This window comes from Pseudomonas sp. KH_027 (assembly GCF_057838565.1).
Window position 1 is genome coordinate 337,445 of record NZ_CM174470.1, and the last position, 22,808, is coordinate 360,252.

Annotated in this window: 19 protein-coding genes and 2 tRNA genes; 13 read left to right on the plus strand and 8 right to left on the minus strand. The window is 53.9% G+C overall.

Features of this window, described 5'->3' with window-relative positions:
* The first annotated feature begins 1,065 nt into the window (after positions 1 to 1,065).
* The 13 genes from AC3IYG_RS01645 to AC3IYG_RS01705 all read left to right on the plus strand — a co-directional run bounded on the left by AC3IYG_RS01645 (position 1,066) and on the right by AC3IYG_RS01705 (position 16,652).
* Positions 1,066 to 2,124, plus strand: coding sequence for a glycosyltransferase family 4 protein (locus AC3IYG_RS01645; protein ID WP_489311982.1), 1,059 nt, complete (start codon positions 1,066 to 1,068; stop codon positions 2,122 to 2,124).
* Positions 2,124 to 4,565 carry a glycosyltransferase family 4 protein gene (locus AC3IYG_RS01650; protein ID WP_489311983.1) on the plus strand — a complete coding sequence of 814 codons (2,442 nt, stop codon included), beginning with the start codon at positions 2,124 to 2,126 and terminating at the stop codon, positions 4,563 to 4,565. Before AC3IYG_RS01645 ends, AC3IYG_RS01650 begins: the two co-directional genes overlap by 1 nt.
* 23 nt (positions 4,566 to 4,588) lie before the next feature.
* Complete coding sequence (locus AC3IYG_RS01655; protein WP_489311984.1) at positions 4,589 to 5,296, plus strand: FkbM family methyltransferase; 708 nt, start codon at positions 4,589 to 4,591, stop codon at positions 5,294 to 5,296.
* A 112-nt stretch (positions 5,297 to 5,408) separates the two neighbouring features.
* Positions 5,409 to 6,404, plus strand: a complete 996-nt coding sequence (locus AC3IYG_RS01660) for a glycosyltransferase family 2 protein (RefSeq protein ID WP_489311985.1) — start codon at positions 5,409 to 5,411, stop codon at positions 6,402 to 6,404.
* A complete protein-coding gene (locus AC3IYG_RS01665) occupies positions 6,401 to 7,036 on the plus strand; it encodes a class I SAM-dependent methyltransferase (protein WP_489311986.1) in 636 nt (211 codons plus the stop codon). Before AC3IYG_RS01660 ends, AC3IYG_RS01665 begins: the two co-directional genes overlap by 4 nt.
* A 10-nt stretch (positions 7,037 to 7,046) precedes the next feature.
* Entirely contained in the window at positions 7,047 to 7,916 is an 870-nt protein-coding gene (locus AC3IYG_RS01670; protein WP_489311987.1) for a hypothetical protein, read from the plus strand.
* A complete protein-coding gene (locus tag AC3IYG_RS01675; protein ID WP_489311988.1) occupies positions 7,913 to 10,171 on the plus strand; it encodes a hypothetical protein in 2,259 nt (752 codons plus the stop codon). Before AC3IYG_RS01670 ends, AC3IYG_RS01675 begins: the two co-directional genes overlap by 4 nt.
* Before the next feature lie 37 nt (positions 10,172 to 10,208).
* Complete coding sequence (locus tag AC3IYG_RS01680) at positions 10,209 to 11,543, plus strand: UDP-glucose dehydrogenase family protein (RefSeq protein WP_489311989.1); 1,335 nt, start codon at positions 10,209 to 10,211, stop codon at positions 11,541 to 11,543.
* A gap of 43 nt (positions 11,544 to 11,586) precedes the next feature.
* A complete protein-coding gene (gmd, locus tag AC3IYG_RS01685; protein WP_489311990.1) occupies positions 11,587 to 12,618 on the plus strand; it encodes a GDP-mannose 4,6-dehydratase in 1,032 nt (343 codons plus the stop codon).
* Between the two features lie 169 nt (positions 12,619 to 12,787).
* Positions 12,788 to 13,741, plus strand: a complete 954-nt coding sequence (locus AC3IYG_RS01690) for a GDP-mannose 4,6-dehydratase (RefSeq protein ID WP_489311991.1) — start codon at positions 12,788 to 12,790, stop codon at positions 13,739 to 13,741.
* Positions 13,741 to 14,922 (plus strand): glycosyltransferase family 4 protein, encoded by a 1,182-nt coding sequence (locus AC3IYG_RS01695; protein WP_489311992.1) that lies wholly within the window; start codon positions 13,741 to 13,743, stop codon positions 14,920 to 14,922. Before AC3IYG_RS01690 ends, AC3IYG_RS01695 begins: the two co-directional genes overlap by 1 nt.
* On the plus strand, positions 14,912 to 15,433 hold the full coding sequence (locus AC3IYG_RS01700; RefSeq protein WP_489311993.1) for a hypothetical protein: 522 nt from the start codon (positions 14,912 to 14,914) through the stop codon (positions 15,431 to 15,433). Before AC3IYG_RS01695 ends, AC3IYG_RS01700 begins: the two co-directional genes overlap by 11 nt.
* A gap of 100 nt (positions 15,434 to 15,533) precedes the next feature.
* Entirely contained in the window at positions 15,534 to 16,652 is a 1,119-nt protein-coding gene (locus tag AC3IYG_RS01705; RefSeq protein ID WP_489311994.1) for a glycosyltransferase, read from the plus strand.
* A 96-nt stretch (positions 16,653 to 16,748) separates the two neighbouring features.
* Here the strand turns inward: AC3IYG_RS01705 and AC3IYG_RS01710 are convergent, their stop codons facing one another.
* The 8 genes from AC3IYG_RS01710 to AC3IYG_RS01745 form a co-directional block, all read right to left on the minus strand.
* Complete coding sequence (locus AC3IYG_RS01710) at positions 16,749 to 17,483, minus strand: class I SAM-dependent methyltransferase (protein ID WP_489311995.1); 735 nt, start codon at positions 17,481 to 17,483, stop codon at positions 16,749 to 16,751.
* A gap of 327 nt (positions 17,484 to 17,810) precedes the next feature.
* Positions 17,811 to 17,886, minus strand: a tRNA-Thr gene (locus AC3IYG_RS01715).
* A 270-nt stretch (positions 17,887 to 18,156) separates the two neighbouring features.
* Positions 18,157 to 19,398 (minus strand): methyltransferase, encoded by a 1,242-nt coding sequence (locus AC3IYG_RS01720; RefSeq protein ID WP_489311996.1) that lies wholly within the window; start codon positions 19,396 to 19,398, stop codon positions 18,157 to 18,159.
* 82 nt (positions 19,399 to 19,480) lie between these two features.
* Complete coding sequence (locus AC3IYG_RS01725; protein WP_489311997.1) at positions 19,481 to 20,170, minus strand: ABC transporter permease; 690 nt, start codon at positions 20,168 to 20,170, stop codon at positions 19,481 to 19,483.
* The gene (locus AC3IYG_RS01730; RefSeq protein ID WP_489311998.1) at positions 20,167 to 20,862 is read right to left on the minus strand and encodes an ABC transporter permease; all 696 of its coding nucleotides are present in this window, start codon (positions 20,860 to 20,862) and stop codon (positions 20,167 to 20,169) included. The genes AC3IYG_RS01725 and AC3IYG_RS01730 overlap by 4 nt, the downstream gene beginning before the upstream one ends.
* A gap of 56 nt (positions 20,863 to 20,918) precedes the next feature.
* Positions 20,919 to 21,671, minus strand: coding sequence for an ABC transporter substrate-binding protein (locus AC3IYG_RS01735; RefSeq protein WP_489311999.1), 753 nt, complete (start codon positions 21,669 to 21,671; stop codon positions 20,919 to 20,921).
* Between the two features lie 17 nt (positions 21,672 to 21,688).
* On the minus strand, positions 21,689 to 22,462 hold the full coding sequence (locus AC3IYG_RS01740) for an ABC transporter ATP-binding protein (protein ID WP_489312000.1): 774 nt from the start codon (positions 22,460 to 22,462) through the stop codon (positions 21,689 to 21,691).
* 204 nt (positions 22,463 to 22,666) lie between these two features.
* Positions 22,667 to 22,742 (minus strand) — tRNA-Phe (locus AC3IYG_RS01745).
* Positions 22,743 to 22,808 lie beyond the last annotated feature (66 nt).

Below are 22,808 nucleotides of genomic sequence, written 5' to 3' on the forward strand. Positions count from 1 at the left end.
GCGGGATGCATTCAAAAGTGAAATTGCGAGTGCGCAGGCGCAAATCGCGTACCTCGAAACGCACCCCACCTATCTGAACACCCAGATTGAAGCACTCACTGCCCAGCTCACCACAGTAGAAGAACAAAAGAGCCAGCTTGCTCAGGATCTTCAGCAACAGCAGGAGCTGCAAGCACAGATCGATCAGGTTGAGGGCGAGCTACAGGACGCCCTTCAGCAACTGGAAGATGGGCACCAGAAGTCAGCAGAGCTGGAGGCGCTGCAGCAGCAGACCCAGCTGCAACTGGCAGATGCCCTGAGCGATGCACAGCACGGGCACCAGAAGTCAGCAGAGTTGGAGGCGTTGCAGCAGCAAACCCAGCAACAGCTCAACGAATCGCTCGGCAATGCACACCATTGGTACCAGCAAGCAGAGCAGTGCACGCTGCAGTTGCAAGCAGTCCAGCAACAGCTCAATGAATCACTTGGCAATGCACACCATTGGTACCAGCAAGCAGAGCAGCGCACGCAGCAGTTGCAAGCCGTCCAGCAGCAACTCAATGAGTCGCTCGGCAATGCACACAATTGGTGGTTGCAGGCCACAAGCCACGAAGCGCGGATAAAGGCACTGCTGGGCAGTACCTCATGGCGTATCACATGGCCCCTGCGCGCCATCATGGGCGTCACGCTCTGGTTGCTCAGGCTACCTGTCCGGGTTATCAAAGCGCTGCTGCGCAGCGTGGCCTTGGCCGCCATGAGCATTGTTCTAAAGCGCCCGAGGCTCAGGCAAGGCTTGAAAAATCGGTTAATGCGCTACCCAAAGGTTTATCTGCATCTCAAGCAGTTTGCTATTCACCGTAATCTGATATCACCAAACCCTGTTCAGAGCCCGGCAGTGAACTCGGTAAACAATGGTGTTGACGAAAATCATGTAAAGCCTGTGTTGGCGCGAACCTCGACAGCTGATGTGAATAGCGCGGCGTTGAAAGAAAATATAAACCTAACTTCTAATAAGGTTCAAAGCAGCTTTTCTGATGAGGCTGTTTCTCGCGTCCGACGCCTCATGGAAGTGAAGAGTACAAAGGAATGAGAATAGCCATTGCGACTGCGCAGGTTCCTTTTATCAAAGGCGGCGCCGAGTTTATGACCAAAGCGCTGATGGAAGCTTTAGAGCGCTTTGGTCACGATGTGGAAATCATTACGCTGCCATTTCGATTCGGGCCGACCGACAGCGTGCGTAAAAATATGGAAGATTGGCGCGCCGAAAACCTGGATATGTTCGATTGTGGCCGAATTGATAAAGTTATAAGCCTGAAATTTCCATCTTTTTACCTCAGGCATCACAATAAGAGCGTTTGGCTGATGCACCAGCATCGCGCCGCATACGAGCTATTTGATACGCCGTACGGCTACTCGTCGAGCAAGAAAGACGAGGTGAAACTGAGGGGTGAAATAGTCGACGGCGATATTGAAAGTTTGAAAGAGGCCAAGTCGGTATTCACCATATCTCGACGAGTGTCGGAGAGAATGCACCAATATTGTGGTATTGAATCCTCTCCCTTGTACCAGCCTCCGCCTATTGCCAACTTTCTTAAGTCGGGCGATCAATTGCCCTATATGTTTTTCCCTAGCCGGCTTGAGTCGCTTAAAAGACAGGATTTATTTGTTCGCGCGGCAAAGCACCTGAAAAGCCCAGTAGCTTTGCTGATGGCCGGCAATGGTGGTCAACGCGAACACCTGGAAGCCCTTATAAAAAGTGAAAATGTATCGGATCGAGTTCGCCTAGTCGGCGCGCCAAGCATTACCGAATTAGCAGATTATTACTCAAACGCCCTCGGCGTATTCTTCGGGCCGTATGACGAAGACTATGGTTTTGTAACGCTTGAGGCCATGCTCTCGGCCAAACCTGTAATCACATGCTCAGACTCAGGCGGGCCACTTGAGTTTGTAATAAATAATGAGACGGGCTATGTAGTTGATCCTGCTCCTGAGTCAATAGCTGAAGCCATCGATCGCTTGTATTTTGATCGAGCTAACGCGAAGCGAATGGGGCAAGCAGGGCTGGAGCACTTTAAGTGTCTGGATATCAGTTGGAATAATGTGGTCGGCCGGCTTTTGCACGAACAGGAAAAGGGTGGTAATTAATGGATATTGCAATCATTGCGCCCAGCCCGGTGCCGTTCGTTTTTGGTGGTGCAGAGAATCTTTACAGTGCGTTATATGACTACTTCAATGTCGAAACCCATCATAATTGTGAGTTGATTAAAGTACCGACCAGAGAAAATAATTTTTTTGAACTGATGGCGTCATACGAAAAGTTTACGAAACTTGACCTTAAGCACTTCGATATGGTGGTGTCGACCAAGTATCCGTCTTGGATGGTTTCGCATGACAATCATGTTTGCTACATGCTGCACAAGCTGAGAGGGTTGTACGATACGTACCATTTGACGCATGAGCCCTTAGCGTTTGACTGGGCGAAGCATGGGTTGGTTGGTTTGAAAAAATGGATGCTCTCGGCACTGGAGAGTCCAGAAAAAAATAGCGCGCAGATGGCCGACTTCTTTGCTCAAGTAAATAGCCTCCCTGGTCTGGGCCTTGAGCCAGAAGTGTTTCGTTTTCCTGGGCCGCTGATCCGCAACCTTATTCATTTTCTGGATGCATACGCACTAGCCTCAGGAAAGATAAAAAGTTACGCGGCTATTTCTAACAACGTAAAGCACAGAGAAAATTATTTTCCGGTGGATACGGCTGTGTCCGTTCTGTACCCACCGCCGCGGTTGCGTGACTTCACCTGCGGAGCCGACGAGTTTTTCTTTACGGTCAGCCGCCTGGATAAACCTAAACGTATAGACCTGCTCGTTAAGGCAATGCGAGAAGCGCGTACTGATATCCCCTTCATAATTGGCGGAGTTGGGCCAGAACTGGATTACCTCAAAGCCCTCGCAGAGGGGGATGAGCGAATTGTATTCGTTGGCAATCTGACAGACGTCGAAATCAAACACTATTACAAAAACAGCCTGGCTGTTCTGTTTGTGCCCTATGACGAAGATTATGGCTATATCACGATTGAAGCCATGAAAAGCGGAAAGCCGGTTTTGACGACCACAGACTCCGGAGGCCCCAACGAATTTGTTGTTAGCGGAGAAACGGGGTTTTCTGTTGCGCCAGATGTAAGCGCACTGGCACAGAAGCTGGATTATATGAGTGAGCATCGCCAGGAAATGCGTGCGATGGGGAACAGAGCACGGGAAAAAGTGGCTTCAATTCAATGGTCAGCTGTGGTTGATGGGCTCATAGGCAAGAGTGGCAGTAAAGTGGAAAGTAATCAGCTACGCGGAAATATTGCAGCCGGGCAGGGCCATTCAATAAAAAAAGATAAAAAGAAAATAGTCGTAGCCGTGACCTTTCCGATCTACCCGCCAAGAGGGGGTGGGCAATCCCGCGTTTATCATCTGTACCGAAAGCTTGCTGAATATTTCGATGTGCATATCGTGAGTCTGTGCAATAGCTCAACAGCCCACTCAGAAGCTGAAATCGCGCCGGGTGTCATTGAAACAAAAGTTCCGCAAACCGATGCCCACAGAAAAGAAGAGAGAAGCCTGAGCGAAGGTGTCGACTGGATACCTGTCACAGATATTGCGGCCTCCTTCCTTATCGGTTTGACCCCAGAGTATGGCTTGGCGCTGGCTCGGGCGGCAACCGGGGCCGAAGCGGTAGTTGCCTGCCATCCCTATTTGATTGACGTAATAAGAGCGTCCGCCCCAAGTACCAGCCTTTGGTTTGAAGCTCAGGATTTTGAATATAAATTGAAGAGCAGCATCCTGCCGACGTCTAAGAAAGCGACGGCGCTGCTTGATAAAGTCAAAGAGGTAGAGTCGCGCTGCTGGCGAGAGGCTGATCTGGTTTATACCTGTTCGGACCAAGACCTGCATGATTTGACTGTGCAGTATGGCGTTACGAACGCGGTAAAACTGACGGTCCCTAATGGCGTCTCTCTGGAGGATGTGCCTTTTTCATGTGTGCAGTCGCGCGATGCGCTGAAATCTCGCCTGGGCTACCCAAACGCCAAGATTGTATTGTTTATGGGCAGCTGGCACGAACCAAACATTGAAGCCGCTCGCTATATTTTCGAATTGGCACGCGCATTTGGCGATGTGAAATTCATCATTATTGGAAGTGTTTGCCAAGCTTTCGATAAAAAGGAATTTCCGAGCAATGTGATTGCGGTCGGCACCGTAGATGATGAGGAGAAGAGTCTTCTTCTCAGTGCAGCGGATGTCGCATTGAACCCAATGACTTCCGGTTCCGGTAGCAACCTCAAGATGTTTGATTATTTTGCGGCGGGTCTGCCAGTGATCTCCACGCGCTTTGGCGCAAGGGGCATAACGGCGGTTGCTGGTATGCACTACATTGAAGCGGAAATCCCTAGCTTCACTCTGGAACTCGCCAATATGTTGGCAAGCCCGAATGCGTATAGCTCGATTCCCGGAGCGGCACGAGCCTTGGTTGAGGCTGATTACTCTTGGGATGTTATCGCTGATGGGTTGTACAGTAACGTCGCCGGTAGTATTACGATTGGATAGTCCATACTCAATAGGAGGTTAAAGTGAATTACGAAGACCTGCTCGAATCGATATATTCTAAGATTATCGTAAAGAATGACTTGGTTATTGATATCGGCGCGCATTCTGGCAGGCATACCAAGCCGATAGCGATGTTGGTTGGGGCATTAGGAAAGGTCATCGCGTTCGAGCCTAATCCAACGGCGCGAGAGTGGTTGCAAGGTAATTTAATAGATGAGGTGAGAAATAATATTGTATCTATTCTCCCGTATGCCGTTAGCGACAAATCGCAGAAAAGTTATTTCGTGATTGCAAACGAGCGGCCGGAGGAGTCGGGTTTAAAAGCTCGTGAGTACAATGGTCCAACGACTACAACAACAATTGAAGTAGAAACCATAACGCTTGACTCTCTGTTAGGTAATATTACAAGTGCGCTTAAATTTATAAAATTGGATGTTGAGGGCGCAGAGTTTGACGCCTTAAAAGGTGCGCGTGATGTGCTAAAAATATACAAGCCGATCGTCGCCTTTGAGTTTGGAGAGTCAAGCTATAAATCGTACAGTGTTCAGCCTGGCGACTTATATGATTATCTTGAAGGGTTGGGGTTTCGCGTCTACTCCATTCTTGGGGATTTATTAGGCAGGGATGCATTTGTGCACGCATCTAAAGCGCAAATTTTTTGGGATTATATTGCATGCCCGGAAAATAGGATCGAGTTGATGGAAAGCGTGTTTGCGGCTTGCAAAAACTAAGCGCGGCAGCTTGGTTCTGTTGGATGTAAGGATTGATTTTTTATACGTTTTTAAAAAAAACAATGGTTTCTCAACGTCGCCTGTTGACATGAATAGTTAAGGAAAACCCCATTTGAAACTAATTATCCAGATTCCCTGCTACAACGAGGCGGGAACCCTCGCTATCGCTTTAGGGGCCTTGCCGCGCAAGGTGCCGGGGTTCGATAGCGTCGAGTGGTTGATTATCGATGACGGCAGCTCTGACGACACCGTCAAGGTTGCCCGCGAATGTGGTGTGGACCATGTGGTGCGTCATACCCGTAACCAGGGGCTTGCGCGCGGTTTTATGACCGGGCTGGATGCTTGCCTGCGCCTAGGGGCGGATGTAATCGTCAATACCGATGCGGACAACCAGTACAACGCTGACGACATCCCAGCACTGACAGCGCCCATCCTCGAACACCGCGCCGATATCGTGGTGGGCGCGCGACCAATCGAAACCATAGAGCACTTCTCGCCAATCAAGAAAATGCTGCAGAAGTTAGGCAGTTGGGTGGTGAGGGTTGCTAGCAAGACCGATATTCCTGACGCCCCAAGCGGCTTCCGTGCCATGAGCCGTGCCGCTGCGCAGCGTTTGATGGTGTTCAACGACTACACCTACACCTTGGAAACTATCATTCAAGCTGGTCAGAAAAATATGGCCATCACCTCGGTGCCAATCCGGGTGAATGAAGACCTGCGTCCCTCGCGCTTGGTCAAGAGCATCCCTTCTTATATCAAGCGCTCCATCGTCACCATCATCCGGATTTTTGTCATATACCGGCCATTCCGTTTCTTTGGTGCGATTGGCTCCGTATTGTTCGGGATTGGTACGCTGATCGGTCTGCGTTTCCTCGGGCATTATTTCGAGGGTAATGGTGATGGTCATGTGCAGTCTCTGATTCTTGCCTCAACACTGCTGGTAATGGGCTTTCAAACTATTCTGGTGGCTTTTCTTGCCGACTTGTTGGCAGCCAATCGCAAACTGATGGAAGACGTGCGTTTCCGCCTGCGTGCGGCTAACGAGACTGAAGAAGCGCTGCTGGGCAACATCATCGATCGGGATAAAAGTGTGGGCGGTCAGGTATGAAAATTTCTGGTGGGCTAAAAGAAGACGGAATAGTTGTAGGCAATGCTTACGACAAATACGGCTCCAAGAATATTATCGTTCGCAGCCTGATGCAGGGCTTTGATAACGCCCTTTCCGATTTGGTTATCAAGGCGGCACCGACTTCGATACACGAAGTTGGTTGTGGTGAAGGTTTTTGGGTTCTGCACTGGAATAAACAAGGAAAGCTGGCACGTGGCAGCGATTTCTCTTCACAGGTCATAGACCTTGCGCGTACTAATGCTGCAGAGCGTAGTATTTCTCCCGCCTTGTTTGAGGCGCGAAGCATCTATGAACTGGATGCTGAACGGGACTCCGCGGATCTCGTTGTGTGCTGTGAGGTACTTGAGCACTTGGAGCGGCCGGAAGACGGTTTGCGAGCACTGCAACGGGTAGTGGGGCGGCACCTTATATTGAGCGTTCCGAGGGAGCCTATCTGGTGTGCACTCAATCTTGCACGAGGTAAATATATCTCGGATTTTGGTAATACACCTGGGCATATACAGCATTGGTCTAAAGGTGCATTCGTGCGCATGGTCTCAAAGTACTTTGAGGTTGTAGAGGTTAAAAACCCACTGCCTTGGACAATGCTTCTGTGCCGTCCAATAAAATGAGTTGTCCACAATGACCCCTGTAACTAAGCGTGCTTTGCACTGGGGCGGTAGCGCTTTAGCTATTGTGGGGGTTGGTTATGTAGCTCTTCGTTTGCATGATTATTATGCTCAAATCGACGTTGGGCGTTTCGATGCTTTAGAGTGGCTGACCGTATTAGGGTTCGCACTGCTTTACGGCTGTGCGAACTGCTTTCTTGCATTCGCTTGGTGGAATTTACTCGAGAAGTTCAAGGCAAGAGCATCATGGCTATGGACATTGAAGATCTTTGGTGTTTCCCAGTTGGCCAAGTATCTTCCAGGTAATATTTTCCACCTTGCTGGGCGCCAGGCAATGGGCATGGCTGCTGGTGTCCCAGGTTGGTCACTCGCTAAATCAGCAGTTTGGGAATTGGGTCTAATCTCCTTTACTGGAGGCATGTTTGGCCTGCTCGCTTTACCGTTGCTTTTCCCTGTTGTTTCGATACCTGCTGCGCTCGGGGTGTTCGCTGTTGGTGCCGGACTCTTTGCGGCCGTACTTTCTCGATTCTCAGGGGCCCCGTCTGCCCGGGCACTGAGTGGCTATTTAGCTTTCCTTAGTGTTTCTGGTGGGCTGTTCGTTGGGTTAATTGGTTTAATTTCTGATACGCCTGTAAGCGAAAATTTATCGTGGCTTCCTTTGATTGGGGCATTCGTAATTGCCTGGTTGGTCGGGCTGATAACACCTGGTGCCCCGGCAGGTGTTGGTGTACGTGAACTGGTGTTGCTTTTTCTACTGAAGGGAGTTGTGGTGGAGGCGGATTTGGTATTTGCAGTAATTTTGGGACGAGTAGTTACTGTGGTAGGGGATGTAATGTTCTTTATTGCCGCACTGGTGATTGACGATAAAGGAACAAGGGTATGAAGGTTTTTATAAGAGCTGAGAAAAAACGTGATAAAACCTTTTTTCTTGTGCTTTCGATACTTTTTCTTATTTTGTTTTTGAATGGGGCCATTCCATTTGTGTCTGTTCCAACTTTTGGGCAGGCGATTTGGACTACGGGGTTTTCACTGTCATTTGCGGACGATCCGTATTTATCTGTTCATGCTAATAATGTTGGTTATCCAAACCCGGCCGCTATAGCGTTTGGGCTTTCTGGTGCTCTGCCGATGAGCTTCCTTTTGAGGATGGGCATGTCTCCTGCGGATGCCTATTCGTCTATTGTGGCATTTTGGTTGATCGTTGCTTTTTTTGCATGCAGAAGTATATGCGTTGGGCTTAAAATTGATAAGTCAATCTCAACTATTCTTGCCCTTCTTTGGATGTCGCAGCCAGTAATATGGAACCATGCTGGTTACTCTATGCTTTCAATTGGGGTTGCACTGCTTTCGTTATATTTTTATGCGGCTCTCAGACTTTTTGTTTTTGCTGATCTGACGCCGAAGTCTATTATTTTTACAGCGGTTCTCTATTTTTGCTCTTGCTTGATCTCTGTTTTTATGGATGGTTACACATTCATGATGTTCGCTGTTGGATCAAGTTTTCTCGGCGCTTGGTCATTACTGATGCATGGTATATCTCGCCGTTACCTCTTTGGGCTTGCCTATCCCTTGCATTTGTTGTCATTTGGAATTGCTTATTTACTGTACTCCTCCTATGTCGGTGGTGGGCAGTACGAGCCAGAGACTATGGATTTTTTCCGTGGGTGGGGTGCGGATATTCTATTTTTTGTCCTCCCTACAGAAGGGGTTTATTGGTTGTGGGACGCTTTGGGGCTGAGCGTGCCTCGAAGCCAGGTCGACCTTTTTGGTGATGGAAGTGTGTGGGGGACAACATTTATTCTTCCGGTTTTGTTTTTGGGTGTGTGGGTGTGGTTTTACGCAAAAAAAGCAAGTCCTCTACTGTATGCCGCAGTTCTTGTGGCATTATTTGGGTTCTATATGTCTTTAGGACCTTCTTTAAAGTTTAATTCCATAAAGTCTGGATATATTGGTTCGGAAATGCCAGTTGAGTATGCAGTGGCCCCAACGGGGTCTGCTATAATTTCTGAAAATCTGCCTGGCTTTAAAAGCATGAGGGCATCTTACCGTTGGACCGCTCTCGGGGTCTTTTGTCTCTGGCTTGTTATTGCTATAAGTTTTTCGCATAGGCGTAATGCTCGATTTGACGGTGTTTTTATAGCTGCCGTCTTGCTGGTTGTTATTTCTGGTTTGCCAGATATGAGGAGTAAATGGGTTGAGTACAAGAATAACAGGCTAAGCTTCAGTCAGATTGATCGTGGCTTGGTTGGTGCGCTGAAGTCCGATATAAAGAGAGGTGAAGTGGTTGCTTTTTTGCCATATCGCAATGACTTCATGGCCACTTATATAGCGCCAGCAGCAGGGTTTAATACGTTCAACATTGGTGGGGATAAGGGCTTGGCGGCGGCTAGGAATTCCTGGCCAGAGTCTCTAAAGATTCTGCCGGCTGCCAGTATAGATGGCAGAGTGATTACTAGTGCACTTACGCTTCTGGCTGAAAATGAGTCCGATGTTGTTATTTTTCCATATGTCGATTTTGAGAGATTTTATTCATGGCCTGTGCCACTAACCTATAAAGATGAACTGTTGTGGGCGCTAAAGACGTTTGAGGAAACTGGGCTCGTTGATATTTATCAAAGAGACTACTACTTTGCTATACGGCTAAGGGCTGGGGCAGGGGAAAAAATCAATGACGCGGGCGGACTGATAAATTACCTTTGTCCAGAAATATACCCAGTCAGCATGGCGAGTAAGAGTTGCTCTTTACCGTTTTTTTTGAGGGGCGGATGGTACGCGATGGAGGCAAAAAGTTTGTGGTCATATGACAAGTCTTCTTTAAGGATATATACGCCAAAAGCTTGCAAAAATGTGGGGGGGTGTAGTGTTTCCTTGACGCTCTCCGTTTACGGAGCTACAGCAAGTAAGCCTAAGCATGTGTTTTTTAAGTGGGTCGAACCCGATGTGGCTGAGCCAGAAGTTCCATCATTATCCTTTAGTGACGATCACCCGCAGAGTGTAAACTTAACGCTGTCATCTAAGGTGCAGTTCAAAGACTTGCAAATATATATTCCAGATGCTGTTTCGCCGGTAGAAAATAGTTCATCTTATGATGCAAGGGTTCTTGGTGTTTCCTTCCATGGTATTAATGTTGTTCATTGAATACGTCTGCCACTCTCTATGGGTCTGGACTTAACTTATGCAGATAGCAGTTTTCGGATCTGGTTATGTAGGCCTTGTTACTGGTGCCTGCTTGGCGGATGTCGGTCACCAAGTGATGTGCGTCGATGTGGATGCGCAGAAAGTCGCCAATCTTGAGTTGGGCATCATCCCTATCCACGAGCCAGGGCTGGAAGCCATGGTCAAGCGCAATCATGCCGAGGGGCGTTTGCACTTCACCACTGATGCTGCCGCCGGGGTTGGTTTTGGCGAATTGCAATTCATCGCCGTGGGCACGCCGCCGGATGAAGACGGTTCTGCCGACCTGCAATATGTGCTGGCGGTGGCTCGCACCATTGGCCTGCACATGCAAGACCACAAGGTGGTGATCAACAAGTCCACGGTGCCGGTGGGTACTGCGGATCGCGTGAGGGCCGCGATTGCCGAGCAGTTGCAGCAGCGTGCTACCGATGTGTCGTTCGATGTGTGTTCCAACCCCGAATTCCTCAAGGAAGGCGCGGCCATCGAGGATTTCACCAAGGGCGCGCGAATCGTGGTGGGCACTGACTCTGACAAGGTGCGCGAGCGCATGCGTGAGTGTTATGCCCCGTACAACCGCAATCATGACAAGTTGATGTTTATGGATGTACGCTCGGCTGAACTGACCAAGTACGCTGCCAATGCCATGTTGGCGACCAAGATCAGCTTTATGAACGAGATCGCCAACCTGGCTGAGTTACTGGGGGCGGACGTGGAACAGGTGCGCAAGGGCATCGGTGCTGATCCGCGTATCGGCTACCACTTTATTTATCCCGGTTGCGGTTACGGCGGCTCCTGTTTCCCCAAGGATGTTCAGGCCCTGGCGCGTACGGCCGAGCAGGTGGGCTACCAACCGCAACTCTTGCGTGCGGTCGAGGCGGTCAACGAGCGGCAAAAGAGTATTCTGTTCAGCAAGTTGAATAGGGCCTTGGCTGGGAATCTGGAAGGCAAAACCATTGCGGTATGGGGGCTGGCGTTCAAGCCTAATACCGATGATATGCGGGCCGCGCCTAGCCGGGTTTTGATTGAGGCGCTCTGGGCTGCTGGTGCATGTGTTAGGGCCTACGACCCTGAGGCCATGAACGAAGCGCGGCGTATTTATGGTGAGCGTGATGACTTCACGCTAGCCGATAGCCGTGAAGCTGCCGTTGAAGGGGCCGATGCGCTGGTCATCTGCACGGAATGGAAGCAGTTCCGTACGCTTGATTTTGCTTGGCTCAAACGTTCGTTGTCTGAACCGCTGATTGTGGATGGTCGCAACTTGTTCGACCCCAATGAGTTGAGTCGACATGGCATACGTTATTTTGGCGTAGGCCGTGGCCAATCGATTCGTTAATTGTTGCCTGGATAGGCGTTTGAATGGAGCTTAGAGAATTCGCATGAAAGCAATCGTTACCGGTATCACAGGCCAGGATGGCGCCTATTTGGCACAGCTGCTGCTGGAAAAGGGTTATACCGTATACGGCACTTACCGCCGTACCAGTTCGGTTAACTTCTGGCGCCTAGATGAGCTTGGCGTTGGGAGTCACCCTAATCTGCATCTGGTCGAGTACGACCTGACGGACCTTTCCGCCAGCATTCGTTTGCTGCAGAGCACTGAGGCCACCGAGGTGTACAACCTGGCGGCGCAGAGCTTTGTTGGGGTGTCCTTCGATCAGCCGCTGACTACGGCGGAAATTACCGGTCTGGGCGCAGTGAACCTGTTGGAGGCCATTCGGATCGTTAACCCGAAGGTGCGCTTCTATCAGGCGTCGACGTCCGAGATGTTCGGCAAGGTGCAGGCGATTCCGCAAATCGAAACCACGCCGTTCTACCCGCGCAGCCCCTATGGCGTTGCCAAGTTGTATGCGCACTGGATGACCATCAACTACCGCGAGTCTTATGGCATCTTCGGTGCCAGTGGCATTCTGTTCAACCACGAGTCGCCGCTGCGTGGCCGTGAGTTCGTGACCCGCAAGATTACCGACTCGGTCGCTAAAATTAAGCTCGGTAAGCAGGATGTACTGGAGCTGGGCAACATGGACGCCAAGCGTGACTGGGGCTTCGCCAAGGAGTACGTCGAGGGCATGTGGCGCATGTTGCAGGCCGACGAGCCGGATACCTTCGTGCTGGCCACCAACCGTACCGAAACCGTGCGCGATTTCGTTTCCCTGGCCTGCAAGGCCGTGGATATCGACCTGGAGTGGAAAGGCGAGGCGGAGCAGGAGCAGGGCATCGATACGGCGACCGGTAAGGTGATCGTGTCGATCAACCCGAAGTTCTATCGCCCGGCGGAAGTGGAGTTGCTGATCGGCGACCCGGCCAAGGCCAAGGAGAAGCTTGGCTGGGAGCCGAAAACTTCTCTGGAAGAACTGTGTCGGATGATGGTCGAGGCGGATCTGCGCCGGAACCAGCAGGGCTTTTCGTTCTGAGGTCGCGGGCAGTGAACGCACACGTTCTGTTTTGCTGATGTGTGATTTCGCTGCTTTCGATCTCGTCTGAGTCGCTAGCGCCCGGATGGGCGCTAGCGAGGGGCGGGCATCGCGTTTGCCCCTGCTTTGCTGGTCGTGATTTTTTCCGTAACGCCTGAGGTGATTAGCGGTGAAACATATTCTGTTGACCGGGGCCCATGGCTTTGTCGGTAAGGTGTTGCTTGGCCAGTTGTTGGCGGCCGGGTATCGGGTGACCTGTGCTTTCGCTTCGCCAGCGGCGGAGCTGTTGCCAGGGGTAGAGTCGGTTGTGTTCGATATTCGTGATGCGCAAGCGGTCGGGCTGGCTGTCGAGCGCGTTCAACCGACCCACGTCATTCATCTGGCAGCTATCTCCCATGTCCCCACCAGTTTTGCTGATCCACTGCTGACCTGGAACACCAATGTGCTGGGCAGCCTGAATCTGTTGGAAGCGCTCAAACAGCGTGCACCCGAGGCTTTCGTGCTGTTCGCCAGCTCTTCGGAGGTTTACGGCGAGGCATTCAAGGCGGGCGTGCCGTTGGATGAGCGCAGCGCCTGTTTGCCGATGAACCCTTACGCCGCGAGTAAGTTGGCCGCTGAGTTGGCATTCGAGCAGTATTTCCGCCAGGGCGTGCGTGGTGTCATTGCGCGGCCCTTCAACCATATAGGGCCAGGGCAGTCGCCGGAGTTCGTGACGGCCTCATTCGCTCGGCAGATCGCGCTGATCGAGGCCGGGCAGCAGCCTCCTGTTTTACAGGTGGGCAACCTGGAGGCTTGCCGGGATTTCCTCGATGTGCGCGATGTGTGCTCCGCCTATCTGCATTTGCTCGAGCTGAGCGCTTCGCCCCTTGATGTGCGGGTTTTCAATATCGCTTCCGGGCAGGCGCGCAAGATTCGTGAAGTGTTGGATGTGTTGGTGCAACAGAGTTCTGTGGCGATAGAAGTCGAGCTTGATCCGCAACGTTTGCGGCCGTCCGATATTCCCTTTGCGGTGGGCAATTGTCAGCGCTTGGCGGCAGCTACGGGTTGGCAACCAAACATTTCACTGGCTGAAACGTTGGCGCAGCTATTGGCCTACTGGCGCGGGCAAGTGGCGAGCGCTTAGTGAACATACTGCTTAATACAGAGTCATTGCGGCCCCCGCTTACTGGCATCGGTAACTACACCTTCAATCTTTTGCGTGAACTGCAAAGCCTGGCGGTTGCAGAGCGATTCGATTGTTTTGACGGCCTGACATTTACAGGCGCGGCCCAGACGCTGGCTGCGTGCGAAGCCGCACAGCGGACCGGCGCTTTGTTGCCGGGCGCAAATGGCGACTCATGGCGTTCGCGCATACGCACGTTGGTGCGCGGCATACCCCTGGCTTATCCATTGCGTGCGGCCGTGCTCAATTATCGGTTTAGTCGTGAGGCGCGGCTGCGGCGAGGCTTCGTTTATCACGAGCCGAACTTCATCCTGAAACCCCACGACGGCCCCTGCGTGGCGACCGTGCATGATCTGTCCTTTATTCACCACCCGCAATTTCATCCGCAGGAGCGTGTCGCCTGGTTGACCCGGGAGTTGCCACGGACGTTGGATCGCGCCGATTTCGTTATCACTGATTCGGAGTTGGTGCGTAGCGAGTTGATCGAGCAGTTCAGCGTGCCGGCTGAGCGAGTGAGGGCGATTTACCTGGGGGCCGATGCGCGCTTTGTTCCGCGCGCGGCCGCCGAAACGACAGCCGTACTGGCCCGGCATGGCTTGCAGCACGGCGCGTATGTGGCGTTTGTCGGTACGCTAGAACCGCGCAAGGGCCTTGCTGTGTTGTTGGATGCCTGGCAGGGTTTGCCAGTGGCCTTGCGTAAGGCTTATCCATTGGTCATCGCGGGCGCGCCCGGTTGGCGCAATGCAGAGCTGCTAGCGCGCATCCAGGCATTGCAGGCTTCGGGAGAAATCCGGTTTTTGAATTTTGTCAGTGCACACGACCTGCCTTATATCTATGCCGGTGCAACGACATTTGTATACCCCTCGGTCTACGAGGGTTTTGGCTTGCCGGTATTGGAGGCCATGGCCAGTGGGGTGCCGGTAATCTGCACGGCGGGCACCGCCATGGCCGAGTTTGCCGGGGCGGCCTGTGTGCAGTTTGCGGCCAATGATGTGGGTGCGCTTGCTGCACACCTGCATGAGTTGCTGGAGGACGCTGCAGCCAGAGCACGGCGGGTAGAATTAGGGTTGCTTCAGGCCGGCCGCTTTTCCTGGGCGCGTTGTGCCCGTGAGACGCATGAGGTGTACACGCATGTTGCGTGATTTCAATCAAAGGGAGATGCATATGAAGCTTGGTAATTTGGTGGTGGCGGTGGCATGTGTTGCCGTATTGACGGCGTGCGACAGCAAGCAGGAACCCGAATCTAAACAATCGCCGCAGACCTCGTCCGCGCCGGCAAGCCAGAATGTATTTGCGGCGCAATACAAGGCAGACAACACCACTTGGAAAGTGGCGGCGGATAGCAAATTTTCCGTTCCGGTAACGATCAAGAACACCAGTGCCGATACCTGGTCATCGCAGGCCGAGAAGGGCCCTGTTCTGGCTGCCTATCATTGGTTGAACAGCGATAAGAAGGTGCTGGTGCGTGATGGCATGCGCACACCGTTCGCCACACCGGTTGCTGCTGGCAGCGAAGTGAAGATAAATCTCAACGCTCAGGCACCAAAAGAAGCGGGTACCTACATCATGCAGGTGAGCCTGGTTCAGGAGGGCGTTACCTGGTTCGAAGACAAGCAGGTCCAACCGTTGGAGCTGACCATTCAGGTCGAGTGAGTTGGAGTCTTTTTGAGGCCTCTTCCGCAGCCGCGCAAGAGGCTATCTTGTACTGTATTTGTTCCGATAAGACTTGTGTCTTTGAGTATCAGGCACTCATTTGAAAATTCTGCATTTCTATAAAACTTTTGCGGCTGACCAGTACGGCGGAGTGGAAACCTTCATTCGCCATTTGACCCATGCGAGCACGCAACTCGGCTGTGAAAATACCGTGTTGTCGTTGGCGCGTGAGCCTTCAGAGCCCGTAGTTTCGCCTGATTACCGTCTGTTTCAGGCCAAGGAAAACTTCAACATAGCCTCGACAGGATTTTCCCTGTCGTCGTTCGCTGAGTTTGCCCGCTTGGCTGCCGAGGCCGATGTGGTGCATTACCACTTTCCTTGGCCGTTCATGGATATGGTGCACTTCGCGACCCGTACCGGTAAGCCCAGTGTGGTGACCTACCATTCGGATATCGTGCGTCAGCAGTTACTGCTGCAGGCGTACCGGCCGTTGATGCACGCTTTTCTCGCCAGCGTGGATGCCATCGCGGCCACCAGCCCCAACTACCTTGAAAGCTCGCCGGTACTGAACAGGTTCCGGAGCAAGTCATGCTCGATACCCATAGGCCTTGAGCAGAGCATGTACCCCACTGCTGATGCTCAGGCGGTGGCCGCTTTGCAGCAGCGTTATGGGCCGCGGTTTTTCCTGTTCGTCGGCGTGCTGCGTTATTACAAGGGGCTGAACTACCTGCTGAAAGCTATTGCAGATACCGGCTGGCCTTTGCTGATTGTCGGGGCGGGTCCAATAGAGCAGGAGTTGATCGGTGCCGCTGCCAAGCTAGGTCTGAGCAATGTGCATTTCGTTGGGCAGGTAACCGAGCAGGAAAAGGTCAACATGCTTGCAGCGAGCTATGCCGTGATCTTCCCGTCGCATCTGCGCTCGGAGGCTTTCGGCATTAGCTTGTTGGAGGGGGCGATGTTCGGCAAACCGATGATTTGCAGTGAAATCGGTACGGGTACCAGCTTCATCAATCAGCATGAAGTCACTGGGCTTGTGGTGCCTCCCGCCGACGCTGGAGCGTTGCGCGCAGCCATGAGCTGTTTGTGGCAGGCCCCGCAACTGGCCGCGCGATACGGCCAGGCGGCGCGCGAGCGCTATCTGCAGGTATTCACTGCCAAGGCCATGGGTGAGGCCTATGTGAAGCTGTATGCCGAAGTGTGTGCCCGTGAGCAGGGTTGAGTGCGTAGTCGCATGACTGATCTGGAAACCGGTAATCAACCCGGAAGGCGTCAGGTTTGAAGGGTTGGCGTTTTCTGTGCCATTTTCTTCAGTCTTTTAAGCGGTAATCCGCCTGATTAAAGCCACAAGTTTCCGGAGTGGCGCAGTAATTCTCCAGCTCCTTGAGTTCTCCACTGCGCGTAGTCTTTCTTCCAATAAGTGGATGTCCGACGTGGCATATTCGAGGCTGGCTGGCATTACCCACTCAAGATTTTTGTGAAGTTTTTTCTCTGGTTCATCACCCTTCTTAGCTTGTACATCGAATAGCCAGCTATCCATGATCTCTGCATGGCAGACAACAAGGCCGGCCCGATGCAGGTATGTGTTCAGCATTGGGCCAGTGAAGCCGGATAGGTGGTAATCACCGGTGTAGGCCTGAGTGCCATACATCAGGTGCACGACTTTTTCTGCTTCCTCGCATGCATGATTTTCAGGGCGAGCCAGCATGCTGAACATGTGCATAAGGCTTGGTACTCGGACGTGTAAGATTCCGCCATCCCCCAGCAGCCTTGCCCATTCTTTGAGGGTGGGCTCGATCTTGTGGCGCTCTAGGTGTTCGAGAACGTCCTGTGCGACTACTTCATCAAAATACCCTGAGGGGAGCATCTCAAGGTTTGTGATGTCCGCGACAAGGTCAGGACTGTGCATCTCATGAAGGTCGACGTTTAGATAGCCGGGGCGTAGATCGAAACCGCATCCGAGATTGATTCTCTTTGGCAGAGTCTCAGACAATTCTCTTGATTCCATGCACGCAGTTTTCTGTGCTGATTGAGGCAATTCTGAATTCGTCATGGATTTTCCCTGCTTTTGACTCAATGACTCAGTAAGGAGTTGTTCCATCAATAACCAGGAAAACTCATGCGTTCAGGCCCGTATTTTTTCCTTAAGACGTGCTTTACCGAGAGGCCGGATTCTGGCTGTACCCTACTGTACCAATTTGTCTACGTCGATCTCACACGATCTGTGCCGCACCGCCACGACGCATATGTCTAGCCGTGGTCTAGGTAAAGATGCGCGTGGTCACCTGCTCAATCACAAAGCTAATCCCCCCAAATCCACCCCAAGCCGAATTTCAGGCACAAAAAAGGGTTACGCTTTCACGTAACCCTTTGTTTTGTATGGTGCCGGCACCAAGAATCGAACTCGGGACCTACTGATTACAAGTCAGTTGCTCTACCAGCTGAGCTATACCGGCATTTCAGGGTCGCCATTATATCCATTAGTTCGTACGAGTAAAGACCCCGTGCAACGCAGTTTGAGCATGGCTTGGGTATCAGCAGCAAAAGTCTTATGCACAATCAAGAGGCGCTTAGGACGGTCGTGCTCGGATTTTGTGCGGTACTTATCGGTTATTTGTAACTGTATGGTTTTATTGGCTTTTTTGTTGCGATCAAAAAATAATCAATCGCTGCGAGGCCTTGCTGTGACGGCTTTGTGCAGGGTTGCCCAGAAACTATCAACACAGTTATCCACAGTTTATGTGGGCAACTTGAGCGCGTTCGGCGAGCAGCATGAGGTTGCGTGGGCTGAGTTGGCTGGGGCAGAAGCGGCCTAGTTGCACCTGATAGCTCTGCTGTTGCAGATAGAGGGCACGATCCAGCAGTAGCCAGAGCTCCAGTGGGCGGCGGAACAGGCCGCGAACCAGTTCGAGATTGCGCACTTCGGCCAGGCGCTGCCAGCCTTGTGCTTCCAGCTGCGACCAGTCGCGCGGGGTGGGGGTTGGCAGTTTTTTCAGGGCGGCCAGGTCTGCGCAGTAGGTGGCGAATGCTTTGTTCAGCCAGGCTGGCGGCAGAGAGGGGGTGGGCAAGTAATCGTCGACCCCGCGCAGCTCTCGTTGCAGCAGGTCGAAGGCCAGGCGGCGGGCCATCGAGCTGTCGCGTTGGCGACGTACGCGGGCGCCTGCGGTGACGGTTTCGCTCATGGGCAGGCCGAGATCGTCCAGCGACAGCTTAAGGGCGGATGCCTGTGCCGCCGCTGAAAGTGCCTGGTAGCTGGGAGTGCCGATGCGGTTGTAGCAGCACGGGGCGATAGCCAGTTGCGCGCAGCCGACGGCGCTGGCCAGATGGATCAGGCGCACATGCAGGTCGCCGCAGGCATGCAGGGCGACGGGCGTGTGTTCGGCGCGCAGCTGGGTTGCGGCATCGCTGGCCATTACATCCTGCTGCAGATGCCGGGCTTGCAGGCCGCGGCGCTGGTTCAGGTGCTGGCTGGCCTCGACCAGTTCAGGGTCGTATTCCAGGCTGGTGAGGGTGTCACCGTCATGGGCGAGCAGATGGCCGAGATGGCCTTTGCCGGCGCACCAGTCGAGCCAGTGCCGGGGTTGCTGGCGAAACTGCAGGCGGCTGGCGAAGGCCTGGATCTGCTCCAGTTTGCGCCCGGGTACATCGACGGCAAAACGCGGCGGCAGGGTTGCCAGGTTTTTTTTTGGCAGGTCGGCAATCGCGCTGAGCGCGGCGGATTGTGCCGCCAGCTCGGGAAAGGGCGGCGGCGCGTGGAGTTGCTCGGGCTGGTTGTGTGCGGCTTCGGCATCGGCCAAGGTGTGTTGCCGCAGCCAGGTCGCCAACTCGGGATGCTGGGTTTCCCAAGGCAATACCAAATGGGTGAAGGGTTTGGGGCGCCAGAGTGTTTGATGAGCCAGCAGAAAGCGGTCGAGTGCCTGGAAGCGCTCTAGCAAGGCTGGACCCTTGAGTACCGCGGCGTCGCTCATGCGGGTGGGTATCGGTGTTAGGGAGTACAGAGAGTGGAGCGCGCGGCCCTTCTCGATGGAGAAGGGCTGCTGCAATTATCGGCTAACGACCCTGGGTGGCGTCGACCCGCAGCCAGCGTTCCAGCAGCTTGAAGCCTTTGACCAGCAAGAAGGCGATCAGCAGATAGAACATCCCGGCGGCGAAGAAGATCTCCACTGGCAGGTAGGTGCGGGCGATGATGGTGCGGGCCATGCCGGTCAGTTCCAGCAGGGTGATGGTGCTGGCCAGGGCGCTGGCCTTGAGCATCAGGATCACTTCGTTGCTGTAGGCCGGCAGGCCGATGCGCGCGGCGCGCGGCAGGATGATGTAGAACATCGCCTGCCAGCGAGCCATGCCCAAGGCCCGTGCGGCCTCGACTTCACCCGGCGGCACGGCCTGGATCGCGCCGCGCAGGATTTCGGCGATATAGGCGGCGGTGTGCAGGGTCATGGTCAGGATTGCGCACCAGTACGGGTCGCGCAGGTAAGGCCAGAGCGGGCCCTGGCGAATCGATTCAAACTGCGCCACGCCGTAATACACCAGAAACAGCTGTACCAGCAGCGGTGTGCCGCGAAAGAAAAAGATATAGCCGTAAGGCACGGCGCGCACATACCAGTGGCGCGAGGCGCGGGCGATGCCCATGGGCAGGGCGAGAATCAGGCCGGCGACCACGGCAAAGCCGACCAGCTCCAGGGTCAGAACCGCTCCCTCCAACAGGCGCGGCAGGTATTTGAAGATGACTTCCCAGTTCATGACGCGCTCCGGGTAAAGCCGCGGCCAGCGCGTCTCTCAAGAAAGTACATGCCGATCATGGCGATGATCGTCAGGCTGAGGTAGATAAAAGCGGCGACCAGGAAAAAGGTGAAGGGCTCCTTGCTTGAGGTCACGGCGATCTGCGAGCGACGCATCAGCTCTTCCAGGCCGATCACCGAAACCAGGGCGGTGTCCTTCATCAGGATCATGAACAGGTTGCCCAGGCCGGGCAGGGCGATGCGCCACATCTGCGGCAGGATGATCCGCCAGAAAATCCGCGCCTTGGACATGCCCAGCGCCTGCCCGGCTTCGCGGTGGCCACGGGGGATGGCCAGGATTGCGCCACGGAATACCTCGGTGGAGTAGGCGCCGAAGCACAGGCCGAGGGCGATGGTGCCAGCGGCAAAGGCATTCAGCTCCAGGCCCGGAAGGCCGAGCAGTTCGCCGAGGCTGCGCATCAGGTTGACGGTGCCGAAATAGATCAGCAGGACCCAGAGCAGCTCGGGAATACCGCGCACCAGGGTCGAGTATGTGCCGCCAAGCCATTGCAGTGACTTGTGCGGGGAAGTCTTGGCGAGCGCGCCGAGCAACCCGAGTACCAAGCCCAGGCTTAACGCCGAGAGCGCCAGCTTGATGGTCATCAAGGTGCCAGCGGCAAGCGCCGGGCCGAATCCGTAGAGGTCGAGGGTCATCTGAGGGGGCTACTTAGGGACGGCGCCGCCCGGTCGGGCGACGCCAGTCAGGCAGGTCAGTAGATGCTGAACGGGAAGTACTTGTCGTTGATCTTCTTGTACGTGCCGTCGGCCACGATTTCTTTCAGCGCGGCATTCAGCTTGGTACGCAGCGGATCACCTTTGCGCACGGCGATGGCGATCTTGTCGTTGTCGAATACCGGGTCGCCCTTGAATTCGAAGCCTTTGCCGGTTTCGCTTTTCAGCCATTCCCAGTTGACGAACTTGTCGGCCAGCACGCCATCGAGGCGGCCCGAGGACAGGTCGAGGTAGGCGTTTTCCTGGGTGTCGTAGAGTTTGATATCAACTACGTCAGCCAGGTTGTCTTCCAGCCAGGTGCCGGCGATGGTGGCGCGCTGGGCACCGATCACTTTGCCTTTCAGGCTGGCCTTGTCGGTCTTCAGGGTGCTGGCTTTCGGTGCGATGAACTGCAGCTTGTTGGTGTAGTAGGCGTCGGTGAAGTCAACGGCCTGCTTGCGCTCTTCGGTGATCGACATGGACGCGGCGAGGAAGTCGAACTTCTTGGCGTTCAGTGCTGGGATGATGCCATCCCAATCGGAGGTGACCACTTCGCACTCGGCCTTCATCTTGGCGCACAGGGCCTGGGCGATTTCGACGTCGAAGCCGCCGACCTGGCCGCTGGCGTCGATCAGATTGAAGGGCGGGTAGGCGCCTTCGGTGCCGATCTTGAGTTTGTCAGCGGCAACGGCGCCAGTACCGAAAGCCAGGGTGGCTGCGGCGGCCAGCAGGATATTCTTGTAGTTCTTCATGCGATGTTGCTCCGTGTTTAGCGATTGCTGGACATGAATTGTTTGCAGCGCGCCGAGTTCGGGTTGGTAAACACCTGCTCGGGCGACCCTTGTTCTTCCACCAGGCCCTGGTGCAGAAATACCACTTCACTGGAAACCTGGCGGGCGAAGTTCATCTCATGGGTGACCAACAGCATAGTGCGACCTTCCTCGGCGAGCGCGCGGATCACATTAAGCACTTCTTGTACCATTTCTGGGTCGAGGGCCGAGGTGGGCTCGTCGAACAGGATGACCTTGGGCTGCATGGCCAGGGTGCGGGCGATGGCTGCACGCTGCTGCTGGCCGCCGGAGAGCTGGGCTGGATAGACATGACGCTTGTCGGCGATACCGACTTTTGCCAGCAGCGCTTCTGCAACCTCGATCGCCTCGGCTTTGCTCTGGCCCAGCACGCGGCGTGGCGCCTCGATGATGTTGTCGAGCACGCTCATGTGCGGCCACAAATTGAAATTCTGGAAGACGAAGCCGATCTCGCTGCGCAGGCGATTGATCTGTTTGTTGTCGGCGGCGACCAGCTCGCCGTTCTTGCGCGGCTTGAGCTTGAGCTCTTCGCCAGCCACGATGATCTGCCCTTGGTGCGGGTTCTCCAGCAGGTTGATGCAGCGCAGAAAGGTGGACTTGCCGGAACCGGAAGAGCCTAGGATCGAGATCACATCGCCGTCGTGAGCGGTGAGGGAGATGCCCTTGAGCACCTCGAGGTCGCCATAGCGTTTGTGCAGATTGCGAATTTCAAGCGCGGGCGTGGCCTCGGCCATGGGGGTTCCTCTTCTTATTCGGGTGCACTCTGGCTACAGGGTGGCCTTTCTGGCGAGGCGCCAAGCTAGCATAGCGCTTCGATGGGCGCCAAGGGTGTAAACGGGGCTAAGGGGCTGACTGCGGGGTGCTTGTCGCATCGTTGCAGTTGGCTGTCGCGCAGACACAAAAAAGCCCGATCGGTGATCGGGCTTTTTCGGTATTAGTGGTGCCCAGGGACGGAATCGAACCGCCGACACGGGGATTTTCAATCCCCTGCTCTACCGACTGAGCTACCTGGGCCAACGGGGCGCTATTAGACGGATTTGGCCTTGCCCTGTCAAGCGTGAGCTAGAAAAATATTTAGCT

Coding starts and splice junctions, on each gene's coding strand:
- AC3IYG_RS01700 (WP_489311993.1), top strand. CDS start 14,912: ATGTTGCGTGATTTCAATCAAAGGGAGATGCATATGAAGCTTGGTAAT.
- AC3IYG_RS01710 (WP_489311995.1), bottom strand. CDS start 17,483: ATGACGAATTCAGAATTGCCTCAATCAGCACAGAAAACTGCGTGCATG.
- AC3IYG_RS01725 (WP_489311997.1), bottom strand. CDS start 20,170: ATGAACTGGGAAGTCATCTTCAAATACCTGCCGCGCCTGTTGGAGGGA.
- AC3IYG_RS01650 (WP_489311983.1), top strand. CDS start 2,124: ATGGATATTGCAATCATTGCGCCCAGCCCGGTGCCGTTCGTTTTTGGT.
- AC3IYG_RS01645 (WP_489311982.1), top strand. CDS start 1,066: ATGAGAATAGCCATTGCGACTGCGCAGGTTCCTTTTATCAAAGGCGGC.
- AC3IYG_RS01670 (WP_489311987.1), top strand. CDS start 7,047: ATGACCCCTGTAACTAAGCGTGCTTTGCACTGGGGCGGTAGCGCTTTA.
- gmd (WP_489311990.1), top strand. CDS start 11,587: ATGAAAGCAATCGTTACCGGTATCACAGGCCAGGATGGCGCCTATTTG.
- AC3IYG_RS01720 (WP_489311996.1), bottom strand. CDS start 19,398: ATGAGCGACGCCGCGGTACTCAAGGGTCCAGCCTTGCTAGAGCGCTTC.
- AC3IYG_RS01735 (WP_489311999.1), bottom strand. CDS start 21,671: ATGAAGAACTACAAGAATATCCTGCTGGCCGCCGCAGCCACCCTGGCT.
- AC3IYG_RS01730 (WP_489311998.1), bottom strand. CDS start 20,862: ATGACCCTCGACCTCTACGGATTCGGCCCGGCGCTTGCCGCTGGCACC.
- AC3IYG_RS01675 (WP_489311988.1), top strand. CDS start 7,913: ATGAAGGTTTTTATAAGAGCTGAGAAAAAACGTGATAAAACCTTTTTT.
- AC3IYG_RS01665 (WP_489311986.1), top strand. CDS start 6,401: ATGAAAATTTCTGGTGGGCTAAAAGAAGACGGAATAGTTGTAGGCAAT.
- AC3IYG_RS01680 (WP_489311989.1), top strand. CDS start 10,209: ATGCAGATAGCAGTTTTCGGATCTGGTTATGTAGGCCTTGTTACTGGT.
- AC3IYG_RS01740 (WP_489312000.1), bottom strand. CDS start 22,462: ATGGCCGAGGCCACGCCCGCGCTTGAAATTCGCAATCTGCACAAACGC.